This is a genomic window from Actinosynnema sp. NPDC059335 (assembly GCF_042752395.1).
In the GTDB taxonomy this organism is placed as follows: Bacteria; Actinomycetota; Actinomycetes; order Mycobacteriales; family Pseudonocardiaceae; genus Actinosynnema.
In genome coordinates this window covers 34,714-60,119 of the sequence record NZ_JBHYXZ010000041.1, presented here as the reverse complement: position 1 = coordinate 60,119, position 25,406 = coordinate 34,714, and the positions used below count along the sequence as shown (strand labels likewise).

Here is a 25,406-nt window from a genome sequence, read left to right as displayed (position 1 = left end):
GGGCCCCCCGGGGGGGGGCCCCCCCCCCCCCCCCGGGGGGGTGGGGGGGGGGGGGGGGGGTTGGTGGAGGGGTGGGTGAGACGGCGGACCGGGTCGTCCCGGTCGACGCCGACGAGGTCCGGTTGGCGTCGGCGACGCTGGACCTGGTCAACCTGATCGCCTTCGCCGCGCACGGCCGCGCCTTCGCCCGCCGTTTCCGCGACGCCACCGGCGTGGACCTGCCCGCCGCCGAGCTGCGCACCCTGCTCGTCCTGGCGCAGGGCGACGCGCGCAGCGGTGGCGACCTGGCGGCGGCGCTGGCCATCGACCTCGGGCAGGCCGGCAGGCAGGTGTCGGCGCTGGAACGGGCGGGGCTGGTCGGGCGCTCCCCCGACCCGGCCGACCGGCGGCGCAGCCTGGTGGCGCTGTCCGAGCGCGGCGCGGAGGTGGACCGGCGGTGGCGGTCGGCGTGGCTGCGGGACTACCTGCGCCCGGTGGCGCGGTGGCCGGAAGCCGACGTCGCGGACCTGACCCGGTGGCTGCGACTGGTGGACGCGGCGTTGCGCCGGGGGTTGGGGGCGGACGCGCCGGGTGGTCGGCGGACCGCCGGGGCGGAGGCCGCGCCGCCGCACCTGCGCCCCTACGCCGAGGTCGTCGTGGGTTTGGTCGAGCTGGTGGGCGCCTCGCACGGGTTCGACGACCTGCTGCGGGAACTGCGGGCGCCGATCCGGCAGTCCGCCTACTTCGCGCTGCGGCTGATCGACGCCCACGGCCCGCTGGCCATCACCGAGGTGGGGCAGCGGGCCGGGGTGGACCAGTCGCAGGCCAGCAAGCAGGTGCGCCTGCTGGAGGAGCACGGGCTGGTGGAGCGGGCCGCGGACGGCTTCGACCGGCGCAGCACGCTGGTCAGGGCGTCACGGCGCGGCCGGACCCTGGTGCGGCGGGTCCGCGACTTCCAGCTGGCCGGGCTGCGCGGCCTGCTGGGGGGCGCTCCCCGCGGCGACCGGGACCGGTGGGCGGAGCTGGTCGTCGAGCTGGTGGCCGAGCTGAGCCGGTGACGGCCCGCCCGACGCCCGCAACGGCTCACGCGACCAGCTCCTTCAGCGGCACACCGGCGTCGGCCGCCGCGTCGCGGGAGATCGCCCTCCCCTGTGCGAGCGCCTTGCGCACGACCAGGAAGTCGGCGGGGGCGTTGACGCACTCGGCGGCGGTGAGGCGGTCGCCGCGGTAGCGCAGCGCGGTGAACCGGCCGGGCCGGCCACCCGGGCGGAGGACCGCCTCGTCGTCGGGGTGCGCCAGCCCGGCGATCTGGATCTTCAGATCGCCCTGGTCCGACCAGAACCACGGCACGCCGGTGTAGGGGCGCGGGTCGCCCACCAGCGTGGTGGCGGCGGCCTTGGCCTGTTCCACGGCGTTGTCCACGCTCTCCAGCCGCAGCCGCCGGTCGGAGCCGGGTGTGGGGTCGGGAAGGTCGGCGCAGTCGCCCACGGCGAGGGTGTGACCGTCGGAGGCGCGGGAGAAGGCGTCGACGACCACGCCGCCGTCACAGTGCAGCCCGGCGGCGCGCGCCAGGTCGTCACGGGGCCGGGCGCCGACGCCGACCAGCACGAGACCGGCGGGGAGGCTCGTGCCGTCCTCCAGCTCGACGGCGGTCACCGTCCCCCGATCACCGCGGAAGCGCAGCGGGCGCGCCCCGGTCAGCACCCGCACCCCGGCGGCCTGGTGCGCGGCCCGCACCAGCTCGGCCGTCACCGGGCCGACCACGCGGCCCATCAGCGCCGGGCCGGCCTCGACCACGGTCACCCGCACGCCCGCCGCCGCGGCGGTGGCGGCGACCTCCAGCCCGATGAACCCGCCACCGACCACCACGAGGTCGGTGACGTCGAGGCGACGGGCCAGCGCCTCGGCGTCGGCGACGTCGCGCAGCACCACCACCCCGTCCAGATCCGCGCCCTCCAGGGCCAAGCGCCGGGGTTCCGCGCCGGTCGCGAGCACCAAGCGGTCGAAGTCCCACCGCCGCCCCGAGGCGGCCACGGCCGTGCCCGCGCCCGTCCCCGACAGCTCCAGCCGCGTGACCCGCTCGCCCAGGACCAGGTCCACGCGTTGCTCGCGGTAGAAGGCGGGGCTGCGCAGCGCCAGCGACTCGGCGGTCGCCTCGCCGCGCAGCACCGCCTTGGACAGCGGCGGCCTGCCGTAGGGGGCGTGGGGTTCCTGCCCGACCAGGGTGACCGGGCCGTCCCAGCCGAGGTCGCGGGCGCTGCCCACCAGCTGCGCGCCGGCCTGGCCCGCGCCCACGACGAGCAGGTGGCCGGTGCTCACAGCTGGGTCTCCGGGATGGTGACGCGGACCTCCTGGCCCGCCGCGAGGACGAGTTGGCAGGACAGCCGGGAGTTGTCCTCGCGGTCGGTGGCGGCGACGTCGAGCATGTCGTCCTCGTCCTCGCCGACCGGCGGGAAGTCGTCGGCGTGGCGCTCGTCGAGGAAGACGTGGCAGGTCGCGCAGGACAGCGACCCGCCGCACTGGCCGAGGATGCCGGGGACGCCGTTGCGGACCGCGGTCCGCATCACCGAGTCGCCGACCTCGGCCTCCACGACCCGTTCGGTGCCGTCGGGCTGCGCGTAGAACACCTTGGGCACGGTCGTGTCCCCCTTCATCACCAGGTGACGGGCAGGTCGGTGATCGGCTGCGTCAGGACCGTGCGGTCGACCACCGGCTCGCCGGCCGGCCGCAGGTTCGGGATGCGCTTGAACAGCTCGGCCAGGCCGACCTGCAGCTCCATCCGGGCCAGCGGGGCGCCCAGGCAGTGGTGCAGGCCGTGGCTGAGCGTCAGGTGGGCGTTCCCGGTCCGGGTGATGTCGAACCGGCCCGGGTCGGTCACGGCGGCGGGGTCGTGCCCGGCGGCGGTCAGGTCGACGCTGACCGCCTCGCCCTTGGCGATGAGCTGACCGTCCACGACGACGTCCTCGGTGGCGACGAACGGCACCAGGCCGCCACCGCCGCCCACCATCGGCGAGGCCACGAACCCGCCGTGCCGCAGCACCTCCTCGGCCGTGGTCGCGGCGAGGCCGTCGGGGTCGGCGAGGAACAGCGCGCGCTGCTCGTCCGAGCGCAGCAGGGACAGCACACCGGTGGTCAGGAAGTTCGCGGTGTTGTCGAAGCCGCCGACGATGAGGATGAACGCGATCGGCAGGATCTCGGCGTCGGTCAGCGTCTCGTCCCGGTCACGGGCGTGGGCCAGGGCGCTGAGCAGGTCGTCGCGGGGCTCCTCGCGGCGCCGCGCGATCAGGTCCGTCATGTAGGCGGCCAGCTCCGCCATGTCGGCGGCCACCTCGGCCTCGGTCCTGCCCGCCACGGCCAGCGTCGAGGAGCTCCACCGCTCGAACTTCCCCCGGTCGGAGGAGGGCACGCCCAGCAGGGAGCTGAGCATCTCGATCGGCAGCGACAGCGAGTACTCCGACACCAGGTTCCGCACGCCGCCGCGGGCGGTCATGCCGTCGATCAGCTCGTTGGCGAAGGCCACGGCGGAGTCGCGCATCTCCCGCACCCGCTTGGGCGAGATGGCCTTCTGCACGAGCTTGCGCAGCCTGGTGTGCTGCGGCGGGTCCTCGAACTGGAGCGTGCCGCGCAGGAAGTCCGGGAACGGCACGAAGAACGGCACGACGCGCTCGCCGGTGCGGAACGGCTCGCGCACGAACCGGCGGTCGCTCAGGATCTCGCGGGCGGCGGCGTTGCGGTGCACCAGCCACACGTCGCCGCCGTGCGGCATGGTCATCTTCGTCATCGGCCGGTCGGCGACCAGGCGGCCGATGTGCTCGACGGCCTCGGCCGGGGTCATGGGGCCGAAGGGGTACTCGGTGCCCGGGGTGGTGGTCATCGTCGCGTCTCCGGTGTTCAGGCGGTGGGCAGCTGGGGCACGGCGACCAGTTCGGGTCGTGCGTCGGGGGTGAGGGCCATGACCTCCTCGAACCGCTCGGCGACGGTCTCGACGGTCAGGGCGGGGTCGTGGATGCCGGTGGTGGTGACCACGACGGCGCGGTTGACCGTGCCACCGGCGGCGTTGAACAGCTCGCCGGTCACCGTGCAGGAGGGGTGCACGAGGTAGGCGGCCAGCGGGGCGACGTGCTCGGGCAGCAGCTGCGTGCGCAGGTACTCCATGACCTCGGGGGTCAGCGACGCCGCCGAGCTCTCGGCCATGCGGGTGTCCGCGCCGGGCGCGACGGCGTTGACCAGGATGCCGTGCTCGGCGCCTTCGAGGGCGAGGTTGCGGGTCAGGCCGAACACCGCGCCCTTGGAGCTGCCGTAGTGGGTCATCAGCGGGTTGCCCAGCATCGCGGCGGAGACGGTGTTGACGACGCGCCCGCTGCCGGAGGCGATCAGGTGCGGCCAGGCCGCCTTGCAGACGTGGAGCGAACCGAAGAAGTGCACGTCGAGGTGGCGCTGGTACTCGCGCGTGTCGACCTCGTCGAAGCGGGCGGTGCGCACGATGCCGGCGTTGTTGATCACCGCGTCGAGGCGGCCGAACTCGCCGACCGCGGTCTCGACGACCTCGGCGGCGCCGTCCTCGGTGGAGATGTCGGCGCGGCAGGCCACGGCCCGGCCGCCGGCGGCGCGGATCTCGGCCACGACGTCGCCCGCCGGGTCGTCGCCGTCCACGCCGCCGCCGTCGACCCTCGCGCCGAGGTCGGCGACGACGACGGACGCGCCGCGTGAGGCCAGCAGCAGGGCGTGGGCGCGGCCGATGCCACGCCCGGCCCCGGTCACGACCACGGCGCGGTCGGTGAAGGACAGGGTGTCCACGGGTGTCCCCTTCTGCTCGGCGCGCTCGCTGCCGCACCCGGGCAGGCCACCAACGCTACCGAATACATGAGTTTGGTCAAGTAAAGTGAGGCGGGTCGGTCAGGGGCGGTTGGCGCCGCCGCCGACCGCGACGTCGGCGGCCCAGACCGAGCCGCGGCGCCGGCTGCGGGACTCCTCCCAGTCCAGGACGTCCAAGCCGGCGCAGATGTAGAGGGTGCGGCGGTCCTCGCCGCCGAGCACGCACGCGGGGGGCAGCGCCGCCTGCGGGTCGAAGCGCACGACGTCGGTGACGGCCCCGCCTTCGACGATGCGGGCCACGGCGGGCGCCGAGGGCAGGCCCGTCCACACGCCGCCCTCCTCGTCCAGGCAGATGCCGTCGGGCAGCGAGGAGGTGGCGGCGAACACGCGCCGACCGCCCAACCGGCCGTCGGCGTCGCGGTCGAGCACGGTGATGCGGTTCGCGAACGCCTCGGCGGTCACCACTCGCGTGCCGTCGGAGCTGACGGCGATGCCGTTCGCGCCGCCGAAACCGCCCAGTTCGGTCAGGGCTCGGGCGGCGCCGTCCGGTTCGACCACGAGCAGCGCCGAGTCGCGCGGTTCCTCGCCCGCGAACAGCTCGAAGCCCAGCTGGGTGACGTAGGCGCGGCCGTCGGCGTCCACGACCATGTCGTTGACCGGCCCGGTGGCCAGTGCCCGCAGGTCGGCGTGCACGGTGACCCGCTCGCCGTCGAACGCCAGGACCAGGCGCTCGTGCATCGAGGTGACGATCAGCCGGCCGTCGGGCAGCCAGCCGAAGCCGCCCGGGATCACCTCGGCGCCGTTGACCGGGGTGCGGTCGGACAGGTCGAGGACGGTTTCCGGGGCTCCGGCGGCGTCGAGGCGGACGAGCCGGTGGGCGTACATGTCGCTGAACCACAGCGCACCGTCGTGCCAGCGCGGGCACTCCGCCCAGGTGTAGCCGCGCGACAGCTCGCGCGGGACGACCTCGCGCGCGTCGGCCAGGGGATCGACGTCGGACACGGTTTCTCCAAGGATGAGTTTGGTCAAGTTTTGCGCTCAGAACGGGAGCGGGTGGGCGAACTTGGCCCGCAGCAGCGCGCCGGTCTCGGCGACGGCGAGCCGGCCGCGCGCCAGGTGGTCGGCCTGGAGCACGAAGCCGTGCGGGACTCCGGGGTAGCGGGTGAGCGTGGTCTGCACGCGCGCCTCGCGCAGGCGCGCGGCGTAGCGCTCGCCCCAGTCGCGGATCGGGTCGCACTCCCCCGTCACCACGATCGCCGGGGGCAGGCCGGACAGGTCGGCCGCGTAGGCCGGGATGCGGTAGGGGCTGTCGGGCACACCCTGCCCCGCGTCGGCCAGCGCGTTGAGGTAGAGCACGTCGTCGCGGCTCAGGATCGGGGCGTCGGCGTAGCGGGTGATCGACGGGGCGGCCAGGTCGCGGTCCACGCCGGGGTAGATCAGCACCTGGCAGGCGAGGGCGGGTCCACCGCGGTCGCGGGCCGCCAGCGCGACGGCCGCGGCCAGGGTGCCGCCCGCGCTGTCGCCGACCACGGCCAGTCGCGCCGGGTCCACGCCCAGGTCGTCGGCGTGCCCGGCGACCCACGCGGTGGCGGCCCAGGCGTCGTCGAACTGCGCGCGGGCGGCGGGGCCTCCGGCGCCAGGCGGTACTCGACCGCCACGACCACCGCGCCGCTGTGGTGGGCCAGGTTGCGGGCCACCGGCTCGAAGGAGTGGTTGGAGCCCATGCACATGCCGCCGCCGTGGAAGTACACGATCACCGGCGCGCCGTCGTCGGTGGTGGGGCGGTGCACGCGCAGCGGGATGTCCCCGTGCGGGGCGGGGATCGGGCGATCCTCGGTGACGGCCATGACGGGCAGGTTCGGCGGGTGGGGCGCGGCCTCCAGGGACGCGCGGGCGGCCTCGATGCCCCGCTCGCGCAGGGACGGGGTGTCGGCCACGGCCGCGGCGTCGGGGTCCAGCGGGAACGCGGTCACGGTCGCACCCCTCACTCGGCCGGGACGGTGAACTCGCCCTGGAGCAGGACCGGGGCACGGCGGTGGACCAGGGTGTCGGCGCGGGCGGCCATGGCGTCGAGGACGAACGGCTGCGAGGTCAGGTAGAACTCGCCGGCCGCCGCCTGGTCGAAGAACACGCGGGCGGCGTCGAGCGGGTCCATCGCCTGCGCCTTGACCTTGAGCATGGCCTGGCGGTGCTCCTCGGCCGCCGCGATGTCGCCGTCCTCGACCGCGCCCGCGGACTCGAAGATGTCGGAGGCGACCGCGCCGGGCAGCACCGCCTGGACGTGGACGTGACCGGCGTGCCCGGCCAGCTCGACCTCCTGGTGCAGGCACTCGGTGAGCGCGAGCACGGCGTGCTTGCTCATGATGTAGGGGGCTTGGAGGGGCGCGGCGCCGACCCCGCCGATCGAGGACAGGTTCCACACCCACGACCGCCCCGGCTCGGCGAGCATGCGCGGCAGGAACGCGCGGATGCCGTGGAAGACGCCGTTGACGTTGATGGCGACCAGGCGCTCCCAGTTGGCGACCGGGGTGTCCCACAGGTAGCCGAACTGCTCGACGCCGGCGTTGTTGACCAGCAGCCGGACCGGGCCGACCTCGGCCACGGTGCGCTCGGCGAGCCGTTCGAGCGCCCCCGGGTCGCGCACGTCGCAGGCGACGTCGACCGCACCGGCGCCGGCCTCCTCCAGTTCGGCGCGCAGGGCCGCGACGGCGGCGGTGTCGACGTCGGCGAGCACGACCGTCATGCCCAGCTCCAGCGCGGCGTGGCGGGCCAGTCCCGCGCCGATGCCGGCGCCCGCGCCGGTGATCACGGCGACACCGCCGCCGAACAGGGCCTCCGCCTCGCTCATCGGGTGTTCTCCTCGCGCTCGGCGACGATCTCGCGGATCGCGCGGACGACGGGTGCGAACGTCGTCTCCGGATCGGTGACCGCCGGGGTGTCCATGTTGTTGTGGCAGATCGCCACGGCGACGCGGTCGCGCAGGTCGGCCCAGGCGATCGACCCGCCCGCGCCGGGGCTGTAGACGATCTCGCGGTGCCCGCCCACCAGCGGGTCGGAGGCCCCCGGTTCGCCGCCGAGCCAGTAGCCGGCCGCGCCGAACCACACCGGGATGGTCAGCACCCGGTCGGGGTCGTGCGCGCCCTGCCGGGGCCGGGTCAGGGACGCGGCCCGTTCGTCGGACAGCAGCCGCACGCCGTCGAGTTCGCCGCCTTCGGCCAGCAGGGCGAAGATCCGGGCCACGGAGGGCGCGGTGGCGATGGCCCCGGCTCCGGGGTCGACGGCCTGCCGCACGACGCGCTGGTTGTGCACCTCGGAGCCGGGAAACACGGCGGGCGGGCTGATGTTGTGCTCGTCGACGATGGCGAAGGTGTCGCCGCCGTAGAGGGTGGCGACCCGGGGCAGGTCCGCGTCGGGCACGCCGAGGTGGAAGTCCGTGACGCCGAGCGGTGCGCAGATCTCCTCGCGGACGAACGCGTCGAACGGCCGGCGGGCGGGGTCGGTGCGGCGCACGACCTCGCCGAGGATCCAGCCCCACACCAGCACGTGGTAGGCGTTGGCCGTGCCGGGTTCGAACAGCGGGGTGGACGCGGCGACGCGTTCGACCACCCAGTCCCAGTCGGCCGTCAGCTCCGGCGTGACCCCGTCGGGCATCTGCGGGATGCCCGCGCGGTGCGACAGCGCCTGCTCGACGGTGGTGGCGGCCTTGCCGTTGGCGGCGAACTCCGGCCAGTAGCGGGAGATCGGCGCGTCCAAGTCGAGCAGGCCGCGCTCGGCCTGGAGGTGCACGGCGAGGGCGGTGACGCCCTTGGTCACCGAGAACACCGGGAACAGCGTGCGGTGGTCGGCGGGGACGCGGCGCTCGGCGTCGGCGAGCCCGGCGACGGCGTCGACGATCAGCTCGCCGCGGTGGTAGGCGGCGACGGCGATGCCGATCTCCCCCAGCTCCAGCGCGCGGTCGAGCGCCGCGCGGACGCGTGGGTCGTGCGGGACGGTCATGGGTCCTCCTCGTGCGGCGGCGAACGGCGGAGTCTGGCCCGGGATCGCCCGAGACTAGGGAGCGGGCGTCCGGGCGGGGCTTCGGTGTTCCGGTGAGTGGACGGGTCCGGGTCAGGAGGTGACCTGGCGGCGGGCGAGCAGCCAGCGGCCGTCGTCGCCGCGCCGCAGCTCGTCGGTGTAGGAGCCGACGGCGAGGATGCTCGACGGCGTGTCGCCGGAGAGGAGTTGGAAGTAGGAGTGGGCCGCGGCGCGGTCGCCGTCCACGTGGACCTCGTGGTTGGTGATGACGTGCCGGTTGCGGGAGGCGGGACCCGCGTACCCCAGCTCCCGCATCGACTCCAGCCCCGCCAGCACGTCCTCGCGGCCCTGCCAGGTCGCCTCGGGCATCCACCACTCCACGTCCTCGGTGCACAGGGCGCCGATCTCGGGGATCGTGCTCTCGTCGGCCAGGCGGCCGAACCGGTTGAGGAGGGTGACGATGCGCATCACGTCGTCGGCGGTGTTCAAGGGTTCATCTCCTTGGTCCTGTGTCGGGGCGGTGATGGTGGCCCCGCGCACGTGACCCCGGCGGCGCTCGTCCCGGTGAGCGGGACATCGGGCTCGCGCACCACCGCCGTGCGGGAGCCTCCGGGGCGTGACGACCTCTGCTGACGACACCCGCCCCGACCTGTCGGTGTCCGTGCTGGACGGCATCGCGCTGCTGGAGATGCGCCGCCCGCCCGCCAACCACTTCGACGAACGGCTCATCGGCGGCATCGTCGACGCCGCTCTCGCCCTCGACGACGACCCCGCCTGCCGGGTGATCGTGCTGGCCTCGCAGGGCAGGCACTTCTGCGCGGGCGCGGACTTCGGCGACGGCGGCGGCTTCGACCAGGACCGGGTCGCGGTGTCGGAACGCCTGTACCGCCGGGCCGCGCGGCTGTTCGACGTGCGCACGCCGATCATCGCCGCGGTGCAGGGCGCGGCGGTGGGCGGCGGCTTGGGCCTGGCGTGCGCGGCGGACTTCCGGGTCGCCGAGCCGTCGTCGCGGTTCGCGGCCAACTTCGCGCTGCTGGGCTTCCACCAGGGTTTCGGCCTGAGCGTGACGCTGCCGGACCTGCTGGGCCGGCGCGTCGCGGCCGACCTGCTGCTCACCGGGCGGCGGGTCGGCGGCGAGGAGGCCGTCCACATCGGACTGGCCGACCGGCTCGCCGAACCCGGTCGGGTGCGCGAGACCGCGTTGGCGTGGGCCCGGGAGATCGCGGCGGCGGCGCCGCTGGCGGTGCGGTCGATCCGGGCGACGTTGCGCGCCGACCTGCCCGGGCGCGTCCGTCGGGCGCTGGAGCGCGAACTGGCCGAGCAGGCCCGGCTGTGGCGGACCGCCGACTCCGCCGAGGGCATCGCGGCGAGCCTGGAGCGACGTGTACCGGTATTCATCGGGGAGTAACCAATCCCATACAACGGGTGGCGGCGATGACGAGAAACCGCGCTGGCGATGACTGGGCCGAAATTGTCGGTGTCTGCGGCTACGCTTCTCCCAACAAGTGCAGAAGGACCCCGGTGCCAGGCGCAACGGGCGCCGGTACCGGGGTCACATCCTCGAGTCGCGTCAGGAAAGTACCCCACCAATACTGTCGCGGTGCAGACCGCGACGGTGTGATCTGCCGCTCGCCCGTCGAGTCCGACCTGGGTCCTCCCGCTACGAGGAGGATCATTGAAGCTCGTCAACGCCAGAGTGACCTACTACCGTTCGGTCGAGGACTCCGAGCAGTTCGCCGTCGAACCCGACGTGACCTGTCTGGTCGGAAAGAACGAGTCGGGCAAGACCACCGTCCTGCAGGCCCTCTACCGGCTCAACCCTGTCGAGGGCACCGAACTGGACGAGGTGGTCGACTTCCCGAGCAAGCTGACCCGGCAACGCCACGACTGGCCCCCCGACCAGCGCATCCCCGTCGTCGTGGCGACCTTCCGCTATGAGCCCGCAGAGCTCAAGCAGATCGAGGCCGACCTCGGCCCGGGTTCGCTGACCAGCCCCGAGTTCACCGTGACGATGGGGTACCGGAACAAGGGCAAGACTTAGACCACGTCTCACGTGGCGATAAGCGTTGTGCCATGATCTTCGTCCGTGGTTGATCGGTTGTCGCTGCGGTTGGTACCCGATGAGCTGTGGGCGTTGGCAGAGCCGTTGATCCCCAAGTTCAAGGCCCGTCCGCAGGGTGGCGGAACAGCGCCGGTGGACGACCGGGCGGTGTTCACCGCGATCGTCTACGTGCTGACCAGCGGGTGCGCGTGGTGGGAGCTGCCGCCGTCGTTCGGCGTCACGGTGCCCACGGCGCATCGCCGGTTCACCGAGTGGACCAGGGCCGCGTTGTGGCGTCGCCTGCGCCGGACAGTGCTGGACGAACTCGGCTCCCGAGGGGAGGTCGACTGGTCGCGGGCGATCCTGGACGCCGCCTCGGTCCGGGCGAAAAAGGGGGCGGGATGACCGGTCCGAACCCGGTCGACCGCGGCAAGCCGGGCTCGAAGATCCACGTCGTGTCCGACCGCGCCGGACTGCCGTTGGCCGTCGGCGTCTCGGCCGCGAACCTGCACGACAGCCAGGCGCTCAAGCCCATGCTGATGGCCATTCCGCGTATCCGGTCGCGCCGCGGGCCGCGCCGGTTCCGGCCTGCGAAGCTGCACGCCGACAAGGCCTACGACATCGACGACCTCCGCCGATGGTTACGCGGTCGCGGCATCATCCCGCGCATCGCACGCAAGGGCATCGACTCCTCCCAGCGGCTTGGCCGTCACCGCTGGGTCGTCGAACGCACCATCTCATGGCTGACCGGCTACCGCCGCCTGACGGTCCGCTACGAACGCCACGCCGACAACTACTGCGGCCTCCTCACCCTCGCCGCAGCCCTGACCTGCTTCAAACGACTCACGAAACTGGCCACGTGAGACGTGGTCTTACTACCACCGGTATGACGAGGCCGCGATCGTCAAGCACCTGCGTGCCGACTTGGACCTCGCCCCGGGTGCGGCGGCAGACGTCGACCAAGCCACCACGGTCGCGGAATTGCTCACCGCTCTCGACGAGATCGAGGAACCGCCATCCGCAGCCACCAGGTTGGCCGAACGGATCAGGAACTGGCGGAAAGAGGACGTCGGCCTTCACCTGATCGACGCCTACGGCCACCGACTCATGCCCAAGTTCGTCTATTACGGCGACTACGACGTCATGCCGGGCAAGGTGTCGATCCCGGACCTGGTCAACCGGCGGAACAACGGCACGCTGGAACGTGGCGAACTGGCGCTGCTCAGCCTGCTGGACATGGCCGGGGTGACGCTGCGGGACTTCCAGCAGACGGATCGACACGAACGGCTGATCAGGGAGTTGGAGAACTCCGGCAACGTCATCTCCGACGAGGTGTTCGAGTACTGGTCGCAGAACACCGACCTGGAGGTCAAACTCGAGATCTTGCCGGTCGAGGAGGGGGCGCAGCCGCCGCTGAACCAGCCTCCCATCCTGCAGATCCGCGTGCGCAACCAGCGACACCGGGTGTCGGTCCCCTTCGACGACCGCTCCCGCGGGTTTGTGTGGTTCTTCAGCTTCCTCGCCTATTTCAACAAGCTGGAGGAGGCCGAGGACAGCGACCTCATCCTGCTGTTGGACGAACCCGGCCTGTCGCTGCACGGGCGAGCGCAGGAGGACCTGCTCAAGCTCATCGACAAGCGGCTGGCACCGAAGCACCAGGTCCTCTACACCACGCACTCACCGTTCATGGTGTCTCCGCGCAGCCTGCACCGGGTCCGCACCGTCGTCGACCACGACAAGGTCGGCACGAAGGTCTCGTCCGACATCCTGAAGGCGGACTCCGACACGGCGTTCCCGCTGTTGGCCGCGATGGGCATCGAGATGACCCAGACGCTATTCGTCGGTGAGAACACCCTGCTGCTGGAGGGCCCCAGCGACCTGATCTACCTCGACGTCCTCAGCGACGCCGTCGAGTCCGAAGGCCAGAGCGGCCTCGACCCTCAGTGGGTCAAGGCGCCCATCGGCGGAGCAGGAAAGCTGTCGACGTTCGCCACGCTGCTCGGCGCGAACAAGCTCAACGTCGCGGTCCTCGTCGACTCCAGCACCAAGGACGTCCAGGCTGTCCAGCGGCTGCGCGACAACGGTCAGTTGACCCGCAATGGCCTGGTCGAGGTGGGCGAGTTCACCGGCACCGGTGACGCCGACATCGAGGATCTCTTCGAGGCAGACTTCTATCTCGACCTGGTCAACCGCGCCTACGCCGCCCAGTTGCCCAAGCCGATCACCGCCGCCGACCTCAACGGCAAGGACCCCCGCATCGTCCGCCGCTTCGAGGCGTACTTCCGGCAGCACGACATCGCCGGCGGCCGGTTCAACCACTACAGGCCAGCCGCCGTACTGCTCCGGGAGCAGGCGGACTTCCTGCCCAAGCTCACTCCCGCTGTCCTCGGGCGCGCCGAGCGCCTGTTCGACAAGATCAACGGAGCACTGAAGCACGGCTCCTGACACTGGGTGCCAAGGTGCCGGTGTCCAGTTCTCAGGGCACCGGCACCCGCCCTGCGTCGACGGTCCGGTCAGTTCGCTCCTCGACAGGTGAACGCGTAATCCCTCGGCTCCGGGGCGCGCAGCATGGTCCAGTAGTCGACCAGCCGCCACGGGCAGGTCACCCACGCCCGTCCGTTCTTGTTGCGGTAGTAGCCGTTGGCGGTGCCGCCGTGCTGCCACACGGTCCTGTCCAGCGACTCGTCCACGCGGCGGTTGTAGTCGTCGGTGGCCTCGCGGGTCGGCTCCATCGCGGCGAGGTCGTTCTCCACCAGGTACTGCAGGCTCTCCACGACGTAGTGGACGTGTTCCTCGCTGGTGACGTTGTGGCCGCCGCCGTGGTTGGGGGCGGCGTTGGGGCCGGCGGTGACGAAGAAGTTGGGGAAGCCGGGGACGGTGATGCCCAGGTAGGCGCGCGGGTCCTGGTCGGCCCACGCCTCGGACAGCGTCAGCCCGTCGCGGCCGACGACGTCGAGGAAACCCAGGTACTCCAGCTTGAAGCCGGTGGCCCAGATGATGACGTCGGCCTCGATGAACCCGCCCTCGGTGGTGACCACCCCGTCGGGGCGGATCTCGCGGAACGCCGCGCGGTGCACGGTGACGTGGTCGCGCTTGACCGCCTCGAAGAAGCCGGGGTCCTTGACGATGCGCTTGGCGAACGGCGGGAAGTCCGGGGTCAGCTTCTCCTTGAGGTCCGGCCGGTCGGCGAAGGAGCGTTCCAGGTGGTCCAGGCAGACCTGCATGACCGCGTCGTTGGCCGGGGACGTGGAGACGTGGGTCGCATACCAGTCGTCGTCGATGCGGGCGATCGGCCAGCCCTTGTCGGCGGCCCACCAGTAGGACTTGAGCCGGAACCACTGGTGGTAGTAGGGGATGTTCTCCAGCGCCCACCGCGCGCCCTCGGGGACGTCGGCGGCGACAGCGCGCTCGGGGATGACCCAGTGGGGCTGGCGCGCCACGACGTGCAGCGCCTCGACCTGGTCGACCACGGCGGCCACGACCTGCACCGAGGTGCAGCCCGCGCCGAGGACGACGACCTTCTTGCCGGTCAGGTCGACCTCGGGCCGCCACTGCGCGGTGTGCATCATCTCGCCGCGGAAGGTCTCCGCGCCGGGGATGTCGGGGATCGAGGCGGCGTTGAGCACGCCGGTGGCCGTGACCACGGCGTTCGCGCGGTGGGTGCGCGTCGCGCCGTCCGGGCCGCGCACGGTGAGCGTCCACGCCCGGTCGGCCTCGTCCCAGGCGCAGCCGAGCACCTCGGTGGAGAAGGAGATGTGGCGGTGCAGGTCGTACTTGCGGGCCACGCCGCGCAGGTACGCCAGGTACTCGGGCCCGGTCGGGTAGTACTTCGACCAGCTCGGGTTCAGCTCGAACGAGTACGAGTAGAAGTGGCTGGGGGTGTCGACCGCCGCGCCGGGGTAGGTGTTGCGCGACCAGGTGCCGCCGAGGTCGTCGTTCTTCTCGAACACGTGGTAGCGGAACCCGGCCTCGCCGAGTTTGATCGCGGCGTTGAGACCGATCATGCCCGAGCCGATGACGGCGACGGTGAAGTCCTCCGGCGGGCGGCGGGTCGTGGGCACCACGCGGCGGGCGGGTTCGAACCCGGCCTGCTCGCGCAGGTGGGCCACGTACTCGGCGTCCACCGTGTCGTTGGCGCAGACGCCGGCGAGCCGGCGGAACAGCTCGTCGTCGGGGACGCCCAGGCGCGGCACGAGCGAGGTGCCCAGCAGGCGGCGGGCGCGGGCGCGGACCTCGGCGGCGATCTCCTCCGGGTACTCGCCCGACCACGCCGCGCCGGCCGCGGCGCGGTGGCCGGCGAGCTCGGCCTCGAACTCGTCGACGAGCGCGGTGTCCCCGGTCAGGTGCACCAGGGCGGCGAGCAGGGCGCCGGGCTCGGCGGCGTCGACGGCGGCGGCCAGGGCGTCCGGGTCGACGCCGGTCACGGGCGAGACGACGTAGGTGGGCTGGTCGTGGGCGATCACGGTCATCGGGACACCGGTTCCTCGTGGTGGGTCGAAGCGACGGGTGCGCGGGTCAACCGCGGGCGAGGGCGGTCAGCGCGTCGGCGAGCGGCAGGGTCGCGTGGACGGGGCGGGTGGGCCGCCCGCGCAGGCGGGTCACGCCGGAGGCGGCGTACCAGATGTCGGTGGCGGCCCGGCGCACGGCGGCGACGGCCCGGTCGACGGGGACGGCGGTCGCGGGTCCGCACAGCGACAGGGCCGCGGACAGCCCGCCCTCGGCCGGGCCGATGGCGGCGGCGACCGCCGTGACGCCGGCGGAGCAGCCTTCGGCGTCCACGGCGACGCCGTCGCGGTCGCGGACCCGGTCGATCTCGCGGCGCAGGTCGGCTTCGGTGCGGACCCCGCCGGGCGTGGCGGGTGCGGGGTAGGACAGGGCGGGCCAGTCGGCGTCGTCGAGCTGGGCGAGCAGGGCGCGGCCCGCGGCCGAGTGCACGGCGGGTTGCCGGGCGCCCAGCCGCCAGCCCTCGCCCTTCTCCGGCCAGCCGCCGATGCGTTCCAGGTGCAGCACGTCCCCCGACTGCAGGGCGCTGAGGTGGACGGTCAACCCGGTCGAGCGGTGCAGGGCGTGCATGTGGGGCAGGGCGGCCTGGTGCACGCCGTCGCGGCGCACGACCTGGGACCCCAGCTCGAACATGCGGATGCCCAACGCGTACTCGAAGCCCCGGCGCTCGATCCAGCCGAGGTCGACCAGGCGGCCGAGGATGCGGTGCGCCGACGAGCGGGGCAGCCCCGCGCGCCGGGAGACCTCGGCCAGGGTGAACCGGTGGCCGCCGTCGAAGACCTGGAGCAGGGAGGCCACCCGGTCGATCATCGCGGTGGGCGCGTCGTGGCCCCGGGCCGTCGTCATCGGCGCCTCCCGGCGACATCGCCTTGTTGCACAATCTGCCGATGTGGCAGAAACTGACAGGTGTGAGCCTAGCCGCACCCGGTCATCGTGTAAACAAATCGTGTCCAATTTCCGCATACGATCCTGAATCCAGTGCTGTTTGGCCAGGTACCGGGCTTGCGAAGGGGTGTGGACGTGCCGAGGGGTGAGCGCCCGACGCTGACCGAGCGGCGTGCCGAGGAGCTGCGCGCCGCGATCGCCCGCGCCGCGATGGAGATCTTCGTGGCCGACGGCGACACCTCGGCGAAGGTCGAGCGCATCGCCGAGGCCGCCGGCATCTCCCCGCGCACGTTCCACCGCCACTTCCCGGTCAAGGAGGACGTGGTGCGCCCGCTGTTCCGCGCCACCGCCGAGGCCGTCGCGAACGCGCTGCGGGACGTCCCGGACACCACCGACCCGGTCGAGGCCCTCGTCGCGGCCTGGACCGCCGCCATGCCCGGCGGCCGGATCAGCGAGTTCGACCGGCGGTTCCTCACGCTGATGGTGACCACGCCGGAGTACCGGCTGCGCTGGCAGGAGGCCGACCGGGAGCTGTGCGAGGTGATCGCCGGGTACCTCGACCGGCGCCTGCCGGCGGGCGGGCACCCGCTGCACCGCACGCTGCCCGCCTACCTGGTCGTGCACGCCACCCGGCACGTCTTCGAGCACTGGATCACGTCCGGCTCCGACGAGGACCTGGACTCGCTGCTGCGCGACGCATTGCGGATGGTGCTGGCGGGCGCGGCCGTGCGATGACCCTCAGCCGAGCGCCCCGCACTCGCGCAGCGCCGCGACGTCGTCGGCCCCGTAGCCGTGGGCGGCCAGGACGCGTTCGGTGTCCGCTCCCCGGGCGGCGGGGGCGCGGGGCGGCGCCGAGGCCGAGCGGCCGAGCTTGATCGGCACGCCGATCCCCCGGTAGTCGCCGTCGGAGACCACCATGCCCCGGTGCCGCACCTGCGGCGCGGCCAGCGCGGCGGCGACGTCGTTGACCGGGCTCGCGGGCACCCCACGCCCCCGCAGCGCCTCGGCCAGTTCGTCGGCGTCCCGGGCGCGGAACAGCGGTTCGAGCAGGGCCAGCAGCTCGGCGCGGTGCTCGACGCGGTCCCGGTTGCGCAGGAACCTCCCGTCCCCGGCCAGGTCGGGCCGGCCGAGCACGTCGGTGAGCGCGGCGAAGTGGGCGTCGCTGGCGGCGGCCACGAACAGGCTGCCGCCGCGCGCGGTGCGGAACACCTGGTACGGCGCGACGGTCGGGTGCGCGGCCCCGGTGCGGACCGGCACCGCCCCGGAGGCCAGGTGGGCGGCGGAGTGCGGGTGCATCAGCGACACCACGGCGTCGATCAGCGTGATGTCCACCAGCTGCCCGCGCCCGCTGACCGCCCGCTCGGTCAGGGCCAGCAGGACGCCGGCGAACGCCTGGTGCGCGGCGGTGATGTCCACGATCGGCACACCGACGCGCAGCGGGTCGCCGTCCGGTTCGCCGTTGACGCTCATCAGCCCGCCGTGGGCCTGGAGCACCGCGTCGTAGCCCGGTTCCCCGCCCAGCGGGCCGTCCACGCCGTAGCCGGTGATGCGGCAGTACACCAGGCGCGGGAACCGCGCGGCCAGGTGCGACTCGTAGCCCAGGCCCCAGCGTTCCATGGTCCCGGCCTTGAAGTTCTCCACGACCACGTCCGCGCCGGCGATGAGGTCGAGCACCACCTCGCGGGCCCGCCCGACCTTGAGGTCGAGCACGATGTTGGCCTTGTTGCGGTTGAGCCCCTGGTAGTAGGCGCTGGTGGTCTGCTCGTCGTCCACGAACGGCGGTCCCCAGCGGCGGGTCTCGTCGCCCGCCGGGGGTTCGACCTTGACCACCTCGGCGCCGTGGTCGGCGAGCATCTGCGTGCACAGCGGCCCGGCCAGCACCCGGCTCAGGTCCAGCACCTTCAGGCCGCGCAGCGCTCCCCCGCTCACCGGGCGCCCCCGCTGACCGTCGCCCACCACGAGCCTTCTTCCGCCACGGCGGCGGCCAGCCGGTCCTGCCAGTGGGCCTCGTTGCCGAACTCCTCGCGCCACGACCACAGCCGCGCGGTCGCCGCACCGAGGTGGTGCTCGGCGGAGTAGCCGAGCGCACCGTGCAGCTGGTGCCCGATCGTGGCCACGACGTGCGCGCCGGCCGACGTGGTGGCCTTGGCGGCGGCCACGGCGACCTCGGCCCGGTCGTCCGCCTCGACCGCGAGCAGCGCGGCGTCGGCGGCGATCCGCATGGCGGTGACCTCCGCCGCGAGCGCGGCCAGGTGCTGCTGCACGGCCTGGAAGCGGGCCAGCGGGCGGCCGAACTGCTCGCGTTCGGCGACGTGCCGCCGGGCGGACTCCAACACCGCGCGGGCCGCGCCCGCCAGCTGCACCGACCGCACCAGCGCGCCCCTCAGCCGCAGCTCGTCGGCGTCGATCCCGACCGGCGCGGAGGCGACGGCCTCGACGTCGTGGAGCACCGCGGTGTCCCGCGGTTCCCCGGCGAGGTTCTCCGCCTGCTCGACCTCGCCGACCGGCACCACGGCCACGCACAGGTCGTCGCCGTCCCAAGCGAGGGTGACGACGTGGTCGGCGTGCCGCGCCCACGGCACGGCGGCCCGGCCCGACAGCCGCGGCGGACCGCCGCGCCGGTGCGCCTTCACCACGTCGAGCGAGGCCACGACCAGACCACCGGGCACCTCCAGACCGGCCCGGGCCAGCAGCCACCCGGCCAGGAACGCCGACTCGGCGACCGGCGCCCCGGCGGCGTGGCGGGCGACGAGGTCGACCACGACGGCGAGGTCGCGCAGCCCCCCGCCGCTGCCGCCCACCTCCTCGGGCACGCCCAGCAGGTGGAAGCCGGTGTCGGCCAGGTCCTGCCACAGCGCGGCGTCGAAGCCGCCCGTCGTGCGTCCCTTGAGGATCGCGCCGACGGCGGCGCGGATCTCCTCGTGCAGCTCGTCGCTCACCGGACCCCCAGACCGCGGGCCACGACGGACCGCAGGATCTCGTTCGTGCCGCCGCGCAGGGTGAACGCCGGCGTGCGCGGGATCGCCTCGGCGAGCAGCCCCGCGAGTCCGTCCGCGCCGGGTCGGGGCTCGACGCCCGCCACCCGCCGCACCGTCTCCACGACGTCGCCCTCGAAGCGGGATCCGAGGTCCTTGACCAGCGCCGCGGCCACCTCGGGGGATCGGCCCGCCGCCAGCGCGGCGGCCACGGCCAGCGAGAGCTGCCGCAACGCCCAGGCGCGGGCGGTGAGCCTCCCGACCTCGCGGGCGGCCACCGGGTCGCCCTCGCGCAGCCCCGACGCCCACGCCTGGAGCAGCGGTGCGGTGCTGAGGAACCGCTCGGGCCCGGAGCGCTCGTGCGCCAGCTCCGCGACGACCTGCCGCCAGCCGGCGCCCCGCTCGCCCAGCAGCGCGCCGGCCGGGACGACGGCGTGGTCGAGGACGACCTCGTTGAAGTGGTGCTCGCCGTCGATCGTCGTGATGGGCCGGACGCGCACCGCCGGGTGCGGCAGGTCCACCACGAACTGCGACAGGCCGGCGTGCCGGTCGCCGGGTGCGCCGTCGGTGCGGGCGAGCACGACGATCGCGTGGGCGAAGTGCGCGCCGGTGGTCCACAGCTTGGCGCCGGTGATCTCCCAGCCGCCGGCCACCTCGCGGGCGCGGGTGCGCACGGCGGCCAGGTCGGAACCCGCGTCCGGCTCGCTCATGCCGATGGCGAAGAAGCACTCGCCGCGGGCGATGCCCGGCAGGTACCGGAGCCGCTGCTCCTCGGTGCCGTTGCGCAGGATCGAGGGGGCCGTCTGGCGGTCGGCGATCCAGTGCGCGGCGACCGGCGCGCCCGCCGCCAGCAGCTCCTCGACCACCGCGAAGCGCTCCAGCGGGGAGCGGTCGTGGCCGCCGTAGCGGGCGGGCAGGGTCATGCCCAGCCAGCCGCGCGCGCCGAGCCGCCTGCTGAAGGCGGGGTCGGCGGCGGACATCCAGGCGTCGCCGCGCGGGCGGAACGCCCCGGCGGCGCGCTCGTCGTCGAGGAAGTGCCGCACCTCGTCCCGGAGCCTCAGCTCCGCGTCGCCGGGGCGGTGGGCGGCGAGGTCGATCGTGGCTGTCACCCGGACTCCTCTCTCGGGGTCCGGGCCAGCCTAGGAAATTGGATCCAATCCTGTATCCGCCGTTCCGCTGAGTGGACGCCTCACCCGGCCGACGGTCGGGGAACCGCGCCCGCCCCGAACATCAACGACAGCCGCGCCTCCGAGCCCGCCCGGTGGGTGTCCATCAGCTCGACCAGCCGTTCCAGGTCGCCCGAGCCCAACGCGGCAAGCATGTCCCGGTGCTCGGCGAGGATGCGTGCCCGCGCGGCCTCGTCGTAGAGGTACACCGCGTGGTACGGCAACGCCCACGTCCAGATGCGGTTGATCTCCGCGACCACCAGGTTCAGCGCGCTCAGCCCGAAGATCGCCTGGTGGAAGGCGCTGTTGGCCTCCCTCATCCGGGGCAGGTCCAGATCGGCGGCGGCCCGTTCGACGTCCTCGGCGAGCGACCCGATCCGGTCCAGCCGCGCGGGGTCCGGGCGCGGCAGGCTGCGGATCACCTCGGTCTCCAGCAGCCGCCGCATCAGGTAGACTTGGTCGAACTCCGGGCGGCTCAACCGCGCCACGGCGAAGCCCACGTTGTGCTCGTGCGCCACCAGCCCGTCGGCCACCAACTGCCGCAGGCCCTCGCGCACCGGCAACCGGCTCACCCCGAGCACGGCGGCCATCTGCTCCTGCCGGATCTGCTGACCCGGCAGCAGGTCACCGGAGACGATCATCCGCTTGATGCCGTCGACCACGCGCGACACGGCCTGGTCCGCGGTGTCGGCGCTCCTCCTGGCGGGCATGGGCACTCCTCACGATCCGCACCACCGTACGGTGCGCGGCCGGGTGGGCGGTGACGGCGCACCGGCTCCGCCCACCCGCCGGTCAGGACGTGACGCTGCCGCCGTTGAGGTCGAGGATCTGCCCCGTCAGCCAGGACGCCTCCTCCGAGGCCAGGTAGACCACGGCCGCGCCGACGTCCTCGGGCGTGCCCAGCCGGCGGGTGGGGATCTTCCGCGCGAACACCTCGGTGGCCGCCCCGGCGGCGTTGGTCTGGAGCCCCAGGGCCAGCGTGTTGACCGTGACACCGGAGGGCGCCAGCTCCTGCGACAGGTGCCGCATGAAGCCCTCCACCCCGCTCTTGCCCGCCCCGTAGAGCGACAGGCCCTGGTCGGAGCCCGTGCGGGCGGCGCCGGAGGAGATCTGCACGATGCGCCCCCACCCGGCTTCGCACATGTCGTCCACGACCGCCGAGACGCAGTTCATCGCGCCGAACAGGTTGATCTCGATCGGTGCGCGCCACCGGCCCGGGTCGAGGGTGCGGAAGTGCCCCTGCCCGAAGTCGGCGGCGATGCCGGCGTTGTGCACCATGATGTCCACGGACCGCCCCAGCCCCGCGCGAGCGCGCGCCACGGCGTCCTTGACCGCCTCGCGGTCGGTGACGTCGAACGGCACCGCCACCGCCGCGCCACCGGCCGCCGCGATCTCCTCCGCGACCGCCTCGGCCCGCTCCGCGACCAGGTCGTTGACCGCCACCGCCGCACCGCGTGCGGCCAAGCAGCGGGCGATGCCCGCGCCCGCGTTCCGACCGGCTCCGGTGACCAGGGCCGCGTGGCCCGACAGATCGAACATCGTCGTCCTCTTCCCGTGCGTCGTGGTCGTCGCGACAGCCCTCACGAGCCCTGCACCAGCTCCAGCGCGTGCCCCTCCGGATCGGTCACCACCGCCACCCGCATCCCGGTGCCGGGCAGCGCCCTGGGCCCGACCCGCACGGAGCCCCCGGCCGCCACGGCGGCGCGCACGACCTCGTCGACGTCGGCGACGCCGAAGCCGAGCACGGCCTCGCCCGCCGGCGGCACGACCCGGTCGGGGTAGCGCACCAGCAGCACGGTCGGCCCCGCACCGGCCCCGGCGAGCACGACCTGCTCGTAGCGGCCCTCGCCCTCACCGCCGGACAGCCGGTGCACGGCCGCCAGCGCGAGGACGGAGCGGTAGAACCCGGCCTGCGCGTCGAGGTCGTCCACGACGACCTTGACGAACGTCAACCGCCCACCGTCGTTCATGGAACCTCCGGGTAGTGGTGTGTCGCGACGAGCGCAGTAGAGCCGCCGGGCGCCCGGCCCGGTGGCCGGTGTTCCACTGAGCGGGAGTCCGGGTCACCCCGATACCGGGTCGTGCGGCGCGTCGGCGGGTTCGAGCTGGGCGAGGAAGGCGTTGCGCTCGGCCTGCCGGGGGTAGCCGGCGACGTCCTTGACGCACTCGGGGCACCAGTGCCCCGCGGTGAGGATCAGGCGGGGGCTGCCGGTGAACCCGTGGCCGAACGCGCACCGCCACGAGAGCGGGGTGGCGACGTCGCCCTGCACCACGTCGGACGAGACCAGCTCTCCCCCGCGGAACGCGGCGGCGTCGCGGTAGTCCGCCGCCGTCCACCGGGCGGGGTCCTTGTCCTCGTCGTAGCCGTGGTCGAGGTAGGAGGGCACGCGGTCCGGCTCGACGGGCCGGAAGGTGTCCCAGCCGCCGATGGCCTCGAACTCCGCGCGGGAGCCGTAGTAGGCCGCGATCGCCTCCTCGTCCCCGTCGCGGACGTAGGCCATCGTGCCCCGCTGCTTCCGGGTGAGCGGCCTCATCACGAGGTTCTTCACCACCCACGCCGGCACCCGACCCGCCATCGCCAACGAGGGGTTGGCGCGCAGGGCCCGGTCCAGGGCGGCGTCGAAGCTGTCGCCGCGGAACGGGACCAGCTCCTCCAACCGGTCGGAGTCGGTGTACCACTGGCCGTGGAAGTTGCGGGTGGCGAACCAGTTCCGGTCGTACCAGCGCCTCGGGTCGCCGACACCGAGCGCCGCGCCGATGCGCTCCTGGAGCTGCCAGTTGGTCAGCCGCCACGCCTCGCCGCCGCCGATGTTGTGGATCCCGCCCCAGAACTCCTCGGGCACGTCGGGTTCGCAGAGGTTGGCCAGCAGCCGGGCGGCGTCCTCGACCGAGACCCACTCCATGACGCCGCCGAGCGTGGAGTGCGTCATGATCGGGTCGCGGATCCGGAGCATGCCGGGGTGGAAGATGCCGGTCTGGCGCAGCCACGCCCACCGGGGCAGGCCGGAGTCGACCAGTTCCTTCTCCGCGACGACCTTGGTCTGCCCGTACTCGTCGTAGCGGGAGACGCGCAGCGGGTCGCCGACGCGCCCCCAGTGGTGGGGCGGGTTGCGGTCACCGGTCTGCGCGACCGAGCCGATGCCGACGACGGCGGTGCGGGCCGGGTCGGGTTGGGCGCGCACGGCGCGGACGATGTTGCGGATGCCGCCCACGTTGACCCGGTGGGCCAGGTCGGGGTGGTCGTCGGCGAAGGGCGAGACCACCGCGCCGACGTGCAGCACGAAGTCCGCGCCGCGCACGCAGCGCTCGACCGCGTCGTAGTCGGTCAGGTCGCCGTGGACGACCTGGAGGTTCTCCATGTCCTCGTAGCGGCGGACCACCTCGGTGTCACGCCTGCCGGGCAGGACCAGTGCCACGACCTCGACGCGGTCGGCCCGTTCGCGGAACTCGTCGAGGACCGCGCGACCCCAGTTGCCCGTGGCTCCGGTGAGGAGGACACGGGTCCGCTTGCTTCGCACGTGCGACCTCACTTCGTGGAGACGGGGCGGCCGGCGTCGAACGGCCGGTGGGTTTCGCAGCCGCCCACGTGCGTGCGCGGACGCGTGGGTGTGGTCACCGGGAGACCCCTTCCGCCGCGTGGTTCACGGAAGGCGCGACGCGGGTCTTGCTGATCTCGACCAGATCGGCCAGGGCGTCGGGGGGCAGGTGCGCGCCGCTCAGGGTCAGGAAGTGGACGAACTGGCCCATCGGCAGCGAGGCGACCATGCGCAGCGAGTCCGACGAGGTCTCCGCCTGCCGCGCCTGCTCCTCGGTCATGGCCTCGGTGAGGGTGCGGGTGATCAGCGGGCCGACCACCGGGTGGCCGAACCACTCCTCGACCGGTGAGTCCAGGCTCAGCTCGCGCTCGATCACGTCCCCGACGAGCGTGATCCGCTCCTGCGCCACGACCACGGCGGCGCTCTCGCCGACCTGGACGGTGTAGTCGCCGGGGGCGACCACCCACCGGCGCAGCTCGATGTCGTAGTAGGCGAAGGCCCGGCGGCCGAGGGACAGCTCCACCCTGCGCGACTCGCCCGGTTCCAGCGCGACCTTGGTGAACGCGCGGAGTTCGCGGGCGGGGCGGCGGACCGGGCCGGCCGTGGTCGCGACGTAGACCTGCACGACGTGCTTGCCCGCGACGGAACCGGTGTTCGTCACGGTCACCGAGACCGTCGCGCTGTCGTCCCCGGTGGTGGTGACGGTGAGGTCGCTCGTCCCGAACGTGGTGTAGGACAGGCCGTGGCCGAACGGGTACCGGACCGGGACCTCGGCGGTCTCGTAGTAGCGGTAGCCGACGAGCACGCCCTCGCCGTAGCGGACGTGCCCCTGCTCGCCGGGGAAGTTGAAGTAGCTCGGGTTGTCCCGCAGGCGGACCGGGATGGTCTCGGCGAGGTGGCCGGAGGGGTTGGCGATGCCGAACAGCAGGTCCGCGACGGCGGCGCCGCCGGCCTGGCCGAGCAGCCAGCCCTCCAGGATCGCGTCGACCTCGTCGTGCCAGCCTTCGAGCGAGACGACCCCGCCGTGCGAGAGCACGACGACGGTCCGCCGGCTGACCGCCGCGACCGCCCGGATCAGGTCCACCTGGTCCGACGGCAGGTCGATGGTGTCGCGGTCGTAGCCCTCGGACTCGTCGGACTCCTTCAACCCGGCGAAGACGACCGTCACCTCCGCCTCGCGGGCGATCTCCACGGCATTGTCGTCGAGCCCGCGCGCGTAGCTGACGGGTGTGCTCAACGCTCGGATCGCGTCGAGTGCGGTGTCGACGCGGGTCGGGTTCACGTGCGAGCTGCCGCCACCCTGGAAGCGCGCCTCGGCGGCGAACCGCCCGACGACGGCGACGGCGGCGCCGGGCGCGATCGGCAGGGTCCCCCGGTCGTGGGTCACCAGCACCGCGCCCACGGTGGGGTGTCGCGTGGCCCCCGCCTGGTGGGGGGGGGGGGGGGCACGGGGCGGGGGGGGGGGCGGTGGTGGTGTTCACGGCCTCGACTC

General features: G+C 73.5%; 25 protein-coding genes and 1 pseudogene. 6 read left to right on the top strand and 20 right to left on the bottom strand.

What is annotated here, in order from left to right; all coding sequences use genetic code 11:
- Window positions 1-71: 71 nt before the first annotated feature.
- The gene (locus ACFXGA_RS15565; protein WP_378088273.1) at window positions 72-1,037 is read left to right on the top strand and encodes a MarR family transcriptional regulator; all 966 of its coding nucleotides are present in this window, start codon (window positions 72-74) and stop codon (window positions 1,035-1,037) included.
- Window positions 1,038-1,062: 25 nt separating this feature from the next.
- On the opposite strand, the gene ACFXGA_RS15560 is transcribed toward ACFXGA_RS15565, so the two are convergent.
- From ACFXGA_RS15560 to ACFXGA_RS15515, 10 genes and pseudogenes are all read right to left on the bottom strand, one after another.
- Entirely contained in the window at window positions 1,063-2,298 is a 1,236-nt protein-coding gene (locus tag ACFXGA_RS15560) for an NAD(P)/FAD-dependent oxidoreductase (RefSeq protein WP_378088271.1), read from the bottom strand.
- Entirely contained in the window at window positions 2,295-2,633 is a 339-nt protein-coding gene (locus ACFXGA_RS15555) for a 2Fe-2S iron-sulfur cluster-binding protein (RefSeq protein ID WP_378088269.1), read from the bottom strand. The genes ACFXGA_RS15560 and ACFXGA_RS15555 overlap by 4 nt, the downstream gene beginning before the upstream one ends.
- Entirely contained in the window at window positions 2,633-3,853 is a 1,221-nt protein-coding gene (locus ACFXGA_RS15550) for a cytochrome P450 (protein WP_378088267.1), read from the bottom strand. The genes ACFXGA_RS15555 and ACFXGA_RS15550 overlap by 1 nt, the downstream gene beginning before the upstream one ends.
- Window positions 3,854-3,870: 17 nt before the next feature.
- Window positions 3,871-4,776: an SDR family NAD(P)-dependent oxidoreductase gene (locus ACFXGA_RS15545; RefSeq protein ID WP_378088265.1), complete on the bottom strand. Its 906-nt coding sequence runs from the start codon at window positions 4,774-4,776 to the stop codon at window positions 3,871-3,873.
- A 99-nt stretch (window positions 4,777-4,875) separates the two neighbouring features.
- A complete protein-coding gene (locus ACFXGA_RS15540) occupies window positions 4,876-5,796 on the bottom strand; it encodes an SMP-30/gluconolactonase/LRE family protein (protein WP_378088263.1) in 921 nt (306 codons plus the stop codon).
- Between the two features lie 36 nt (window positions 5,797-5,832).
- Window positions 5,833-6,522: an alpha/beta hydrolase gene (locus tag ACFXGA_RS15535; RefSeq protein ID WP_378088261.1), complete on the bottom strand. Its 690-nt coding sequence runs from the start codon at window positions 6,520-6,522 to the stop codon at window positions 5,833-5,835.
- Window positions 6,474-6,641 (bottom strand): annotated as a pseudogene (locus ACFXGA_RS15530) (alpha/beta hydrolase); the annotation flags it as partial. The gene ACFXGA_RS15535 and the pseudogene ACFXGA_RS15530, both read right to left, overlap by 49 nt.
- 137 nt (window positions 6,642-6,778) lie before the next feature.
- Window positions 6,779-7,642, bottom strand: a complete 864-nt coding sequence (locus ACFXGA_RS15525) for an SDR family NAD(P)-dependent oxidoreductase (RefSeq protein WP_378088259.1) — start codon at window positions 7,640-7,642, stop codon at window positions 6,779-6,781.
- Window positions 7,639-8,790 (bottom strand): serine hydrolase domain-containing protein, encoded by a 1,152-nt coding sequence (locus tag ACFXGA_RS15520; protein WP_378088257.1) that lies wholly within the window; start codon window positions 8,788-8,790, stop codon window positions 7,639-7,641. The genes ACFXGA_RS15525 and ACFXGA_RS15520 overlap by 4 nt, the downstream gene beginning before the upstream one ends.
- Window positions 8,791-8,901: 111 nt before the next feature.
- Entirely contained in the window at window positions 8,902-9,297 is a 396-nt protein-coding gene (locus ACFXGA_RS15515) for a nuclear transport factor 2 family protein (RefSeq protein WP_378088255.1), read from the bottom strand.
- A 127-nt stretch (window positions 9,298-9,424) separates the two neighbouring features.
- Between ACFXGA_RS15515 and ACFXGA_RS15510 the strand changes: the two genes are divergently transcribed.
- The 4 genes from ACFXGA_RS15510 (at window position 9,425) to ACFXGA_RS15495 (ending at window position 13,294) form a co-directional block, all read left to right on the top strand.
- Window positions 9,425-10,216 carry an enoyl-CoA hydratase/isomerase family protein gene (locus tag ACFXGA_RS15510; protein WP_378088253.1) on the top strand — a complete coding sequence of 264 codons (792 nt, stop codon included), beginning with the start codon at window positions 9,425-9,427 and terminating at the stop codon, window positions 10,214-10,216.
- Between the two features lie 267 nt (window positions 10,217-10,483).
- Window positions 10,484-10,849: an AAA family ATPase gene (locus ACFXGA_RS15505; RefSeq protein ID WP_378088251.1), complete on the top strand. Its 366-nt coding sequence runs from the start codon at window positions 10,484-10,486 to the stop codon at window positions 10,847-10,849.
- Window positions 10,850-10,906: 57 nt separating this feature from the next.
- A protein-coding gene (locus ACFXGA_RS15500; RefSeq protein WP_378088249.1) for an IS5 family transposase occupies window positions 10,907-11,712 on the top strand; the annotation gives its coding sequence in 2 pieces (ribosomal slippage) (window positions 10,907-11,243 and window positions 11,243-11,712; 807 coding nt in all).
- Between the two features lie 61 nt (window positions 11,713-11,773).
- Window positions 11,774-13,294, top strand: coding sequence for an ATP-dependent endonuclease (locus ACFXGA_RS15495; protein WP_378088247.1), 1,521 nt, complete (start codon window positions 11,774-11,776; stop codon window positions 13,292-13,294).
- A gap of 68 nt (window positions 13,295-13,362) precedes the next feature.
- Here the strand turns inward: ACFXGA_RS15495 and ACFXGA_RS15490 are convergent, their stop codons facing one another.
- Both ACFXGA_RS15490 and ACFXGA_RS15485 read right to left on the bottom strand, forming a co-directional pair.
- Window positions 13,363-15,318 (bottom strand): flavin-containing monooxygenase, encoded by a 1,956-nt coding sequence (locus tag ACFXGA_RS15490; RefSeq protein WP_378088245.1) that lies wholly within the window; start codon window positions 15,316-15,318, stop codon window positions 13,363-13,365.
- Window positions 15,319-15,364: 46 nt separating this feature from the next.
- Entirely contained in the window at window positions 15,365-16,198 is an 834-nt protein-coding gene (locus ACFXGA_RS15485) for an IclR family transcriptional regulator (RefSeq protein ID WP_378088244.1), read from the bottom strand.
- 174 nt (window positions 16,199-16,372) lie between these two features.
- Here ACFXGA_RS15485 and ACFXGA_RS15480 point away from each other — a divergent pair, with 174 nt between their 5' ends.
- Window positions 16,373-16,972: a TetR/AcrR family transcriptional regulator gene (locus ACFXGA_RS15480; protein ID WP_378088242.1), complete on the top strand. Its 600-nt coding sequence runs from the start codon at window positions 16,373-16,375 to the stop codon at window positions 16,970-16,972.
- A 3-nt stretch (window positions 16,973-16,975) separates the two neighbouring features.
- On the opposite strand, the gene ACFXGA_RS15475 is transcribed toward ACFXGA_RS15480, so the two are convergent.
- The 8 genes from ACFXGA_RS15475 to ACFXGA_RS15440 all read right to left on the bottom strand — a co-directional run bounded on the left by ACFXGA_RS15475 (window position 16,976) and on the right by ACFXGA_RS15440 (window position 25,307).
- Window positions 16,976-18,166: a CaiB/BaiF CoA transferase family protein gene (locus tag ACFXGA_RS15475; RefSeq protein ID WP_378088240.1), complete on the bottom strand. Its 1,191-nt coding sequence runs from the start codon at window positions 18,164-18,166 to the stop codon at window positions 16,976-16,978.
- Complete coding sequence (locus ACFXGA_RS15470) at window positions 18,163-19,176, bottom strand: acyl-CoA dehydrogenase family protein (protein ID WP_378088238.1); 1,014 nt, start codon at window positions 19,174-19,176, stop codon at window positions 18,163-18,165. Before ACFXGA_RS15470 ends, ACFXGA_RS15475 begins: the two co-directional genes overlap by 4 nt.
- A complete protein-coding gene (locus ACFXGA_RS15465) occupies window positions 19,173-20,321 on the bottom strand; it encodes an acyl-CoA dehydrogenase family protein (RefSeq protein WP_378088236.1) in 1,149 nt (382 codons plus the stop codon). Before ACFXGA_RS15465 ends, ACFXGA_RS15470 begins: the two co-directional genes overlap by 4 nt.
- A gap of 80 nt (window positions 20,322-20,401) precedes the next feature.
- Complete coding sequence (locus ACFXGA_RS15460) at window positions 20,402-21,088, bottom strand: GntR family transcriptional regulator (protein ID WP_378088234.1); 687 nt, start codon at window positions 21,086-21,088, stop codon at window positions 20,402-20,404.
- Window positions 21,089-21,170: 82 nt separating this feature from the next.
- Window positions 21,171-21,917: an SDR family NAD(P)-dependent oxidoreductase gene (locus ACFXGA_RS15455; protein ID WP_378088232.1), complete on the bottom strand. Its 747-nt coding sequence runs from the start codon at window positions 21,915-21,917 to the stop codon at window positions 21,171-21,173.
- Window positions 21,918-21,958: 41 nt separating this feature from the next.
- Window positions 21,959-22,348 (bottom strand): VOC family protein, encoded by a 390-nt coding sequence (locus ACFXGA_RS15450; protein ID WP_378088230.1) that lies wholly within the window; start codon window positions 22,346-22,348, stop codon window positions 21,959-21,961.
- A gap of 93 nt (window positions 22,349-22,441) precedes the next feature.
- On the bottom strand, window positions 22,442-23,896 hold the full coding sequence (locus ACFXGA_RS15445; RefSeq protein ID WP_378088228.1) for an NAD-dependent epimerase/dehydratase family protein: 1,455 nt from the start codon (window positions 23,894-23,896) through the stop codon (window positions 22,442-22,444).
- Between the two features lie 94 nt (window positions 23,897-23,990).
- A complete protein-coding gene (locus tag ACFXGA_RS15440; RefSeq protein WP_378088227.1) occupies window positions 23,991-25,307 on the bottom strand; it encodes a glycoside hydrolase family 3 C-terminal domain-containing protein in 1,317 nt (438 codons plus the stop codon).
- Between the last annotated feature and the right edge of the window lie 99 nt (window positions 25,308-25,406).

What these genes read in the sequence shown, in the direction of transcription:
- ACFXGA_RS15555 (WP_378088269.1), bottom strand. Translation starts at nt 2,633, where the DNA reads ATGAAGGGGGACACGACCGTGCCCAAGGTGTTCTACGCGCAGCCCGAC.
- ACFXGA_RS15550 (WP_378088267.1), bottom strand. Translation starts at nt 3,853, where the DNA reads ATGACCACCACCCCGGGCACCGAGTACCCCTTCGGCCCCATGACCCCG.
- ACFXGA_RS15525 (WP_378088259.1), bottom strand. Translation starts at nt 7,642, where the DNA reads ATGAGCGAGGCGGAGGCCCTGTTCGGCGGCGGTGTCGCCGTGATCACC.
- ACFXGA_RS15520 (WP_378088257.1), bottom strand. Translation starts at nt 8,790, where the DNA reads ATGACCGTCCCGCACGACCCACGCGTCCGCGCGGCGCTCGACCGCGCG.
- ACFXGA_RS15490 (WP_378088245.1), bottom strand. Translation starts at nt 15,318, where the DNA reads ATGACCGTGATCGCCCACGACCAGCCCACCTACGTCGTCTCGCCCGTG.
- ACFXGA_RS15485 (WP_378088244.1), bottom strand. Translation starts at nt 16,198, where the DNA reads ATGACGACGGCCCGGGGCCACGACGCGCCCACCGCGATGATCGACCGG.
- ACFXGA_RS15460 (WP_378088234.1), bottom strand. Translation starts at nt 21,088, where the DNA reads ATGCCCGCCAGGAGGAGCGCCGACACCGCGGACCAGGCCGTGTCGCGC.
- ACFXGA_RS15455 (WP_378088232.1), bottom strand. Translation starts at nt 21,917, where the DNA reads ATGTTCGATCTGTCGGGCCACGCGGCCCTGGTCACCGGAGCCGGTCGG.
- ACFXGA_RS15450 (WP_378088230.1), bottom strand. Translation starts at nt 22,348, where the DNA reads ATGAACGACGGTGGGCGGTTGACGTTCGTCAAGGTCGTCGTGGACGAC.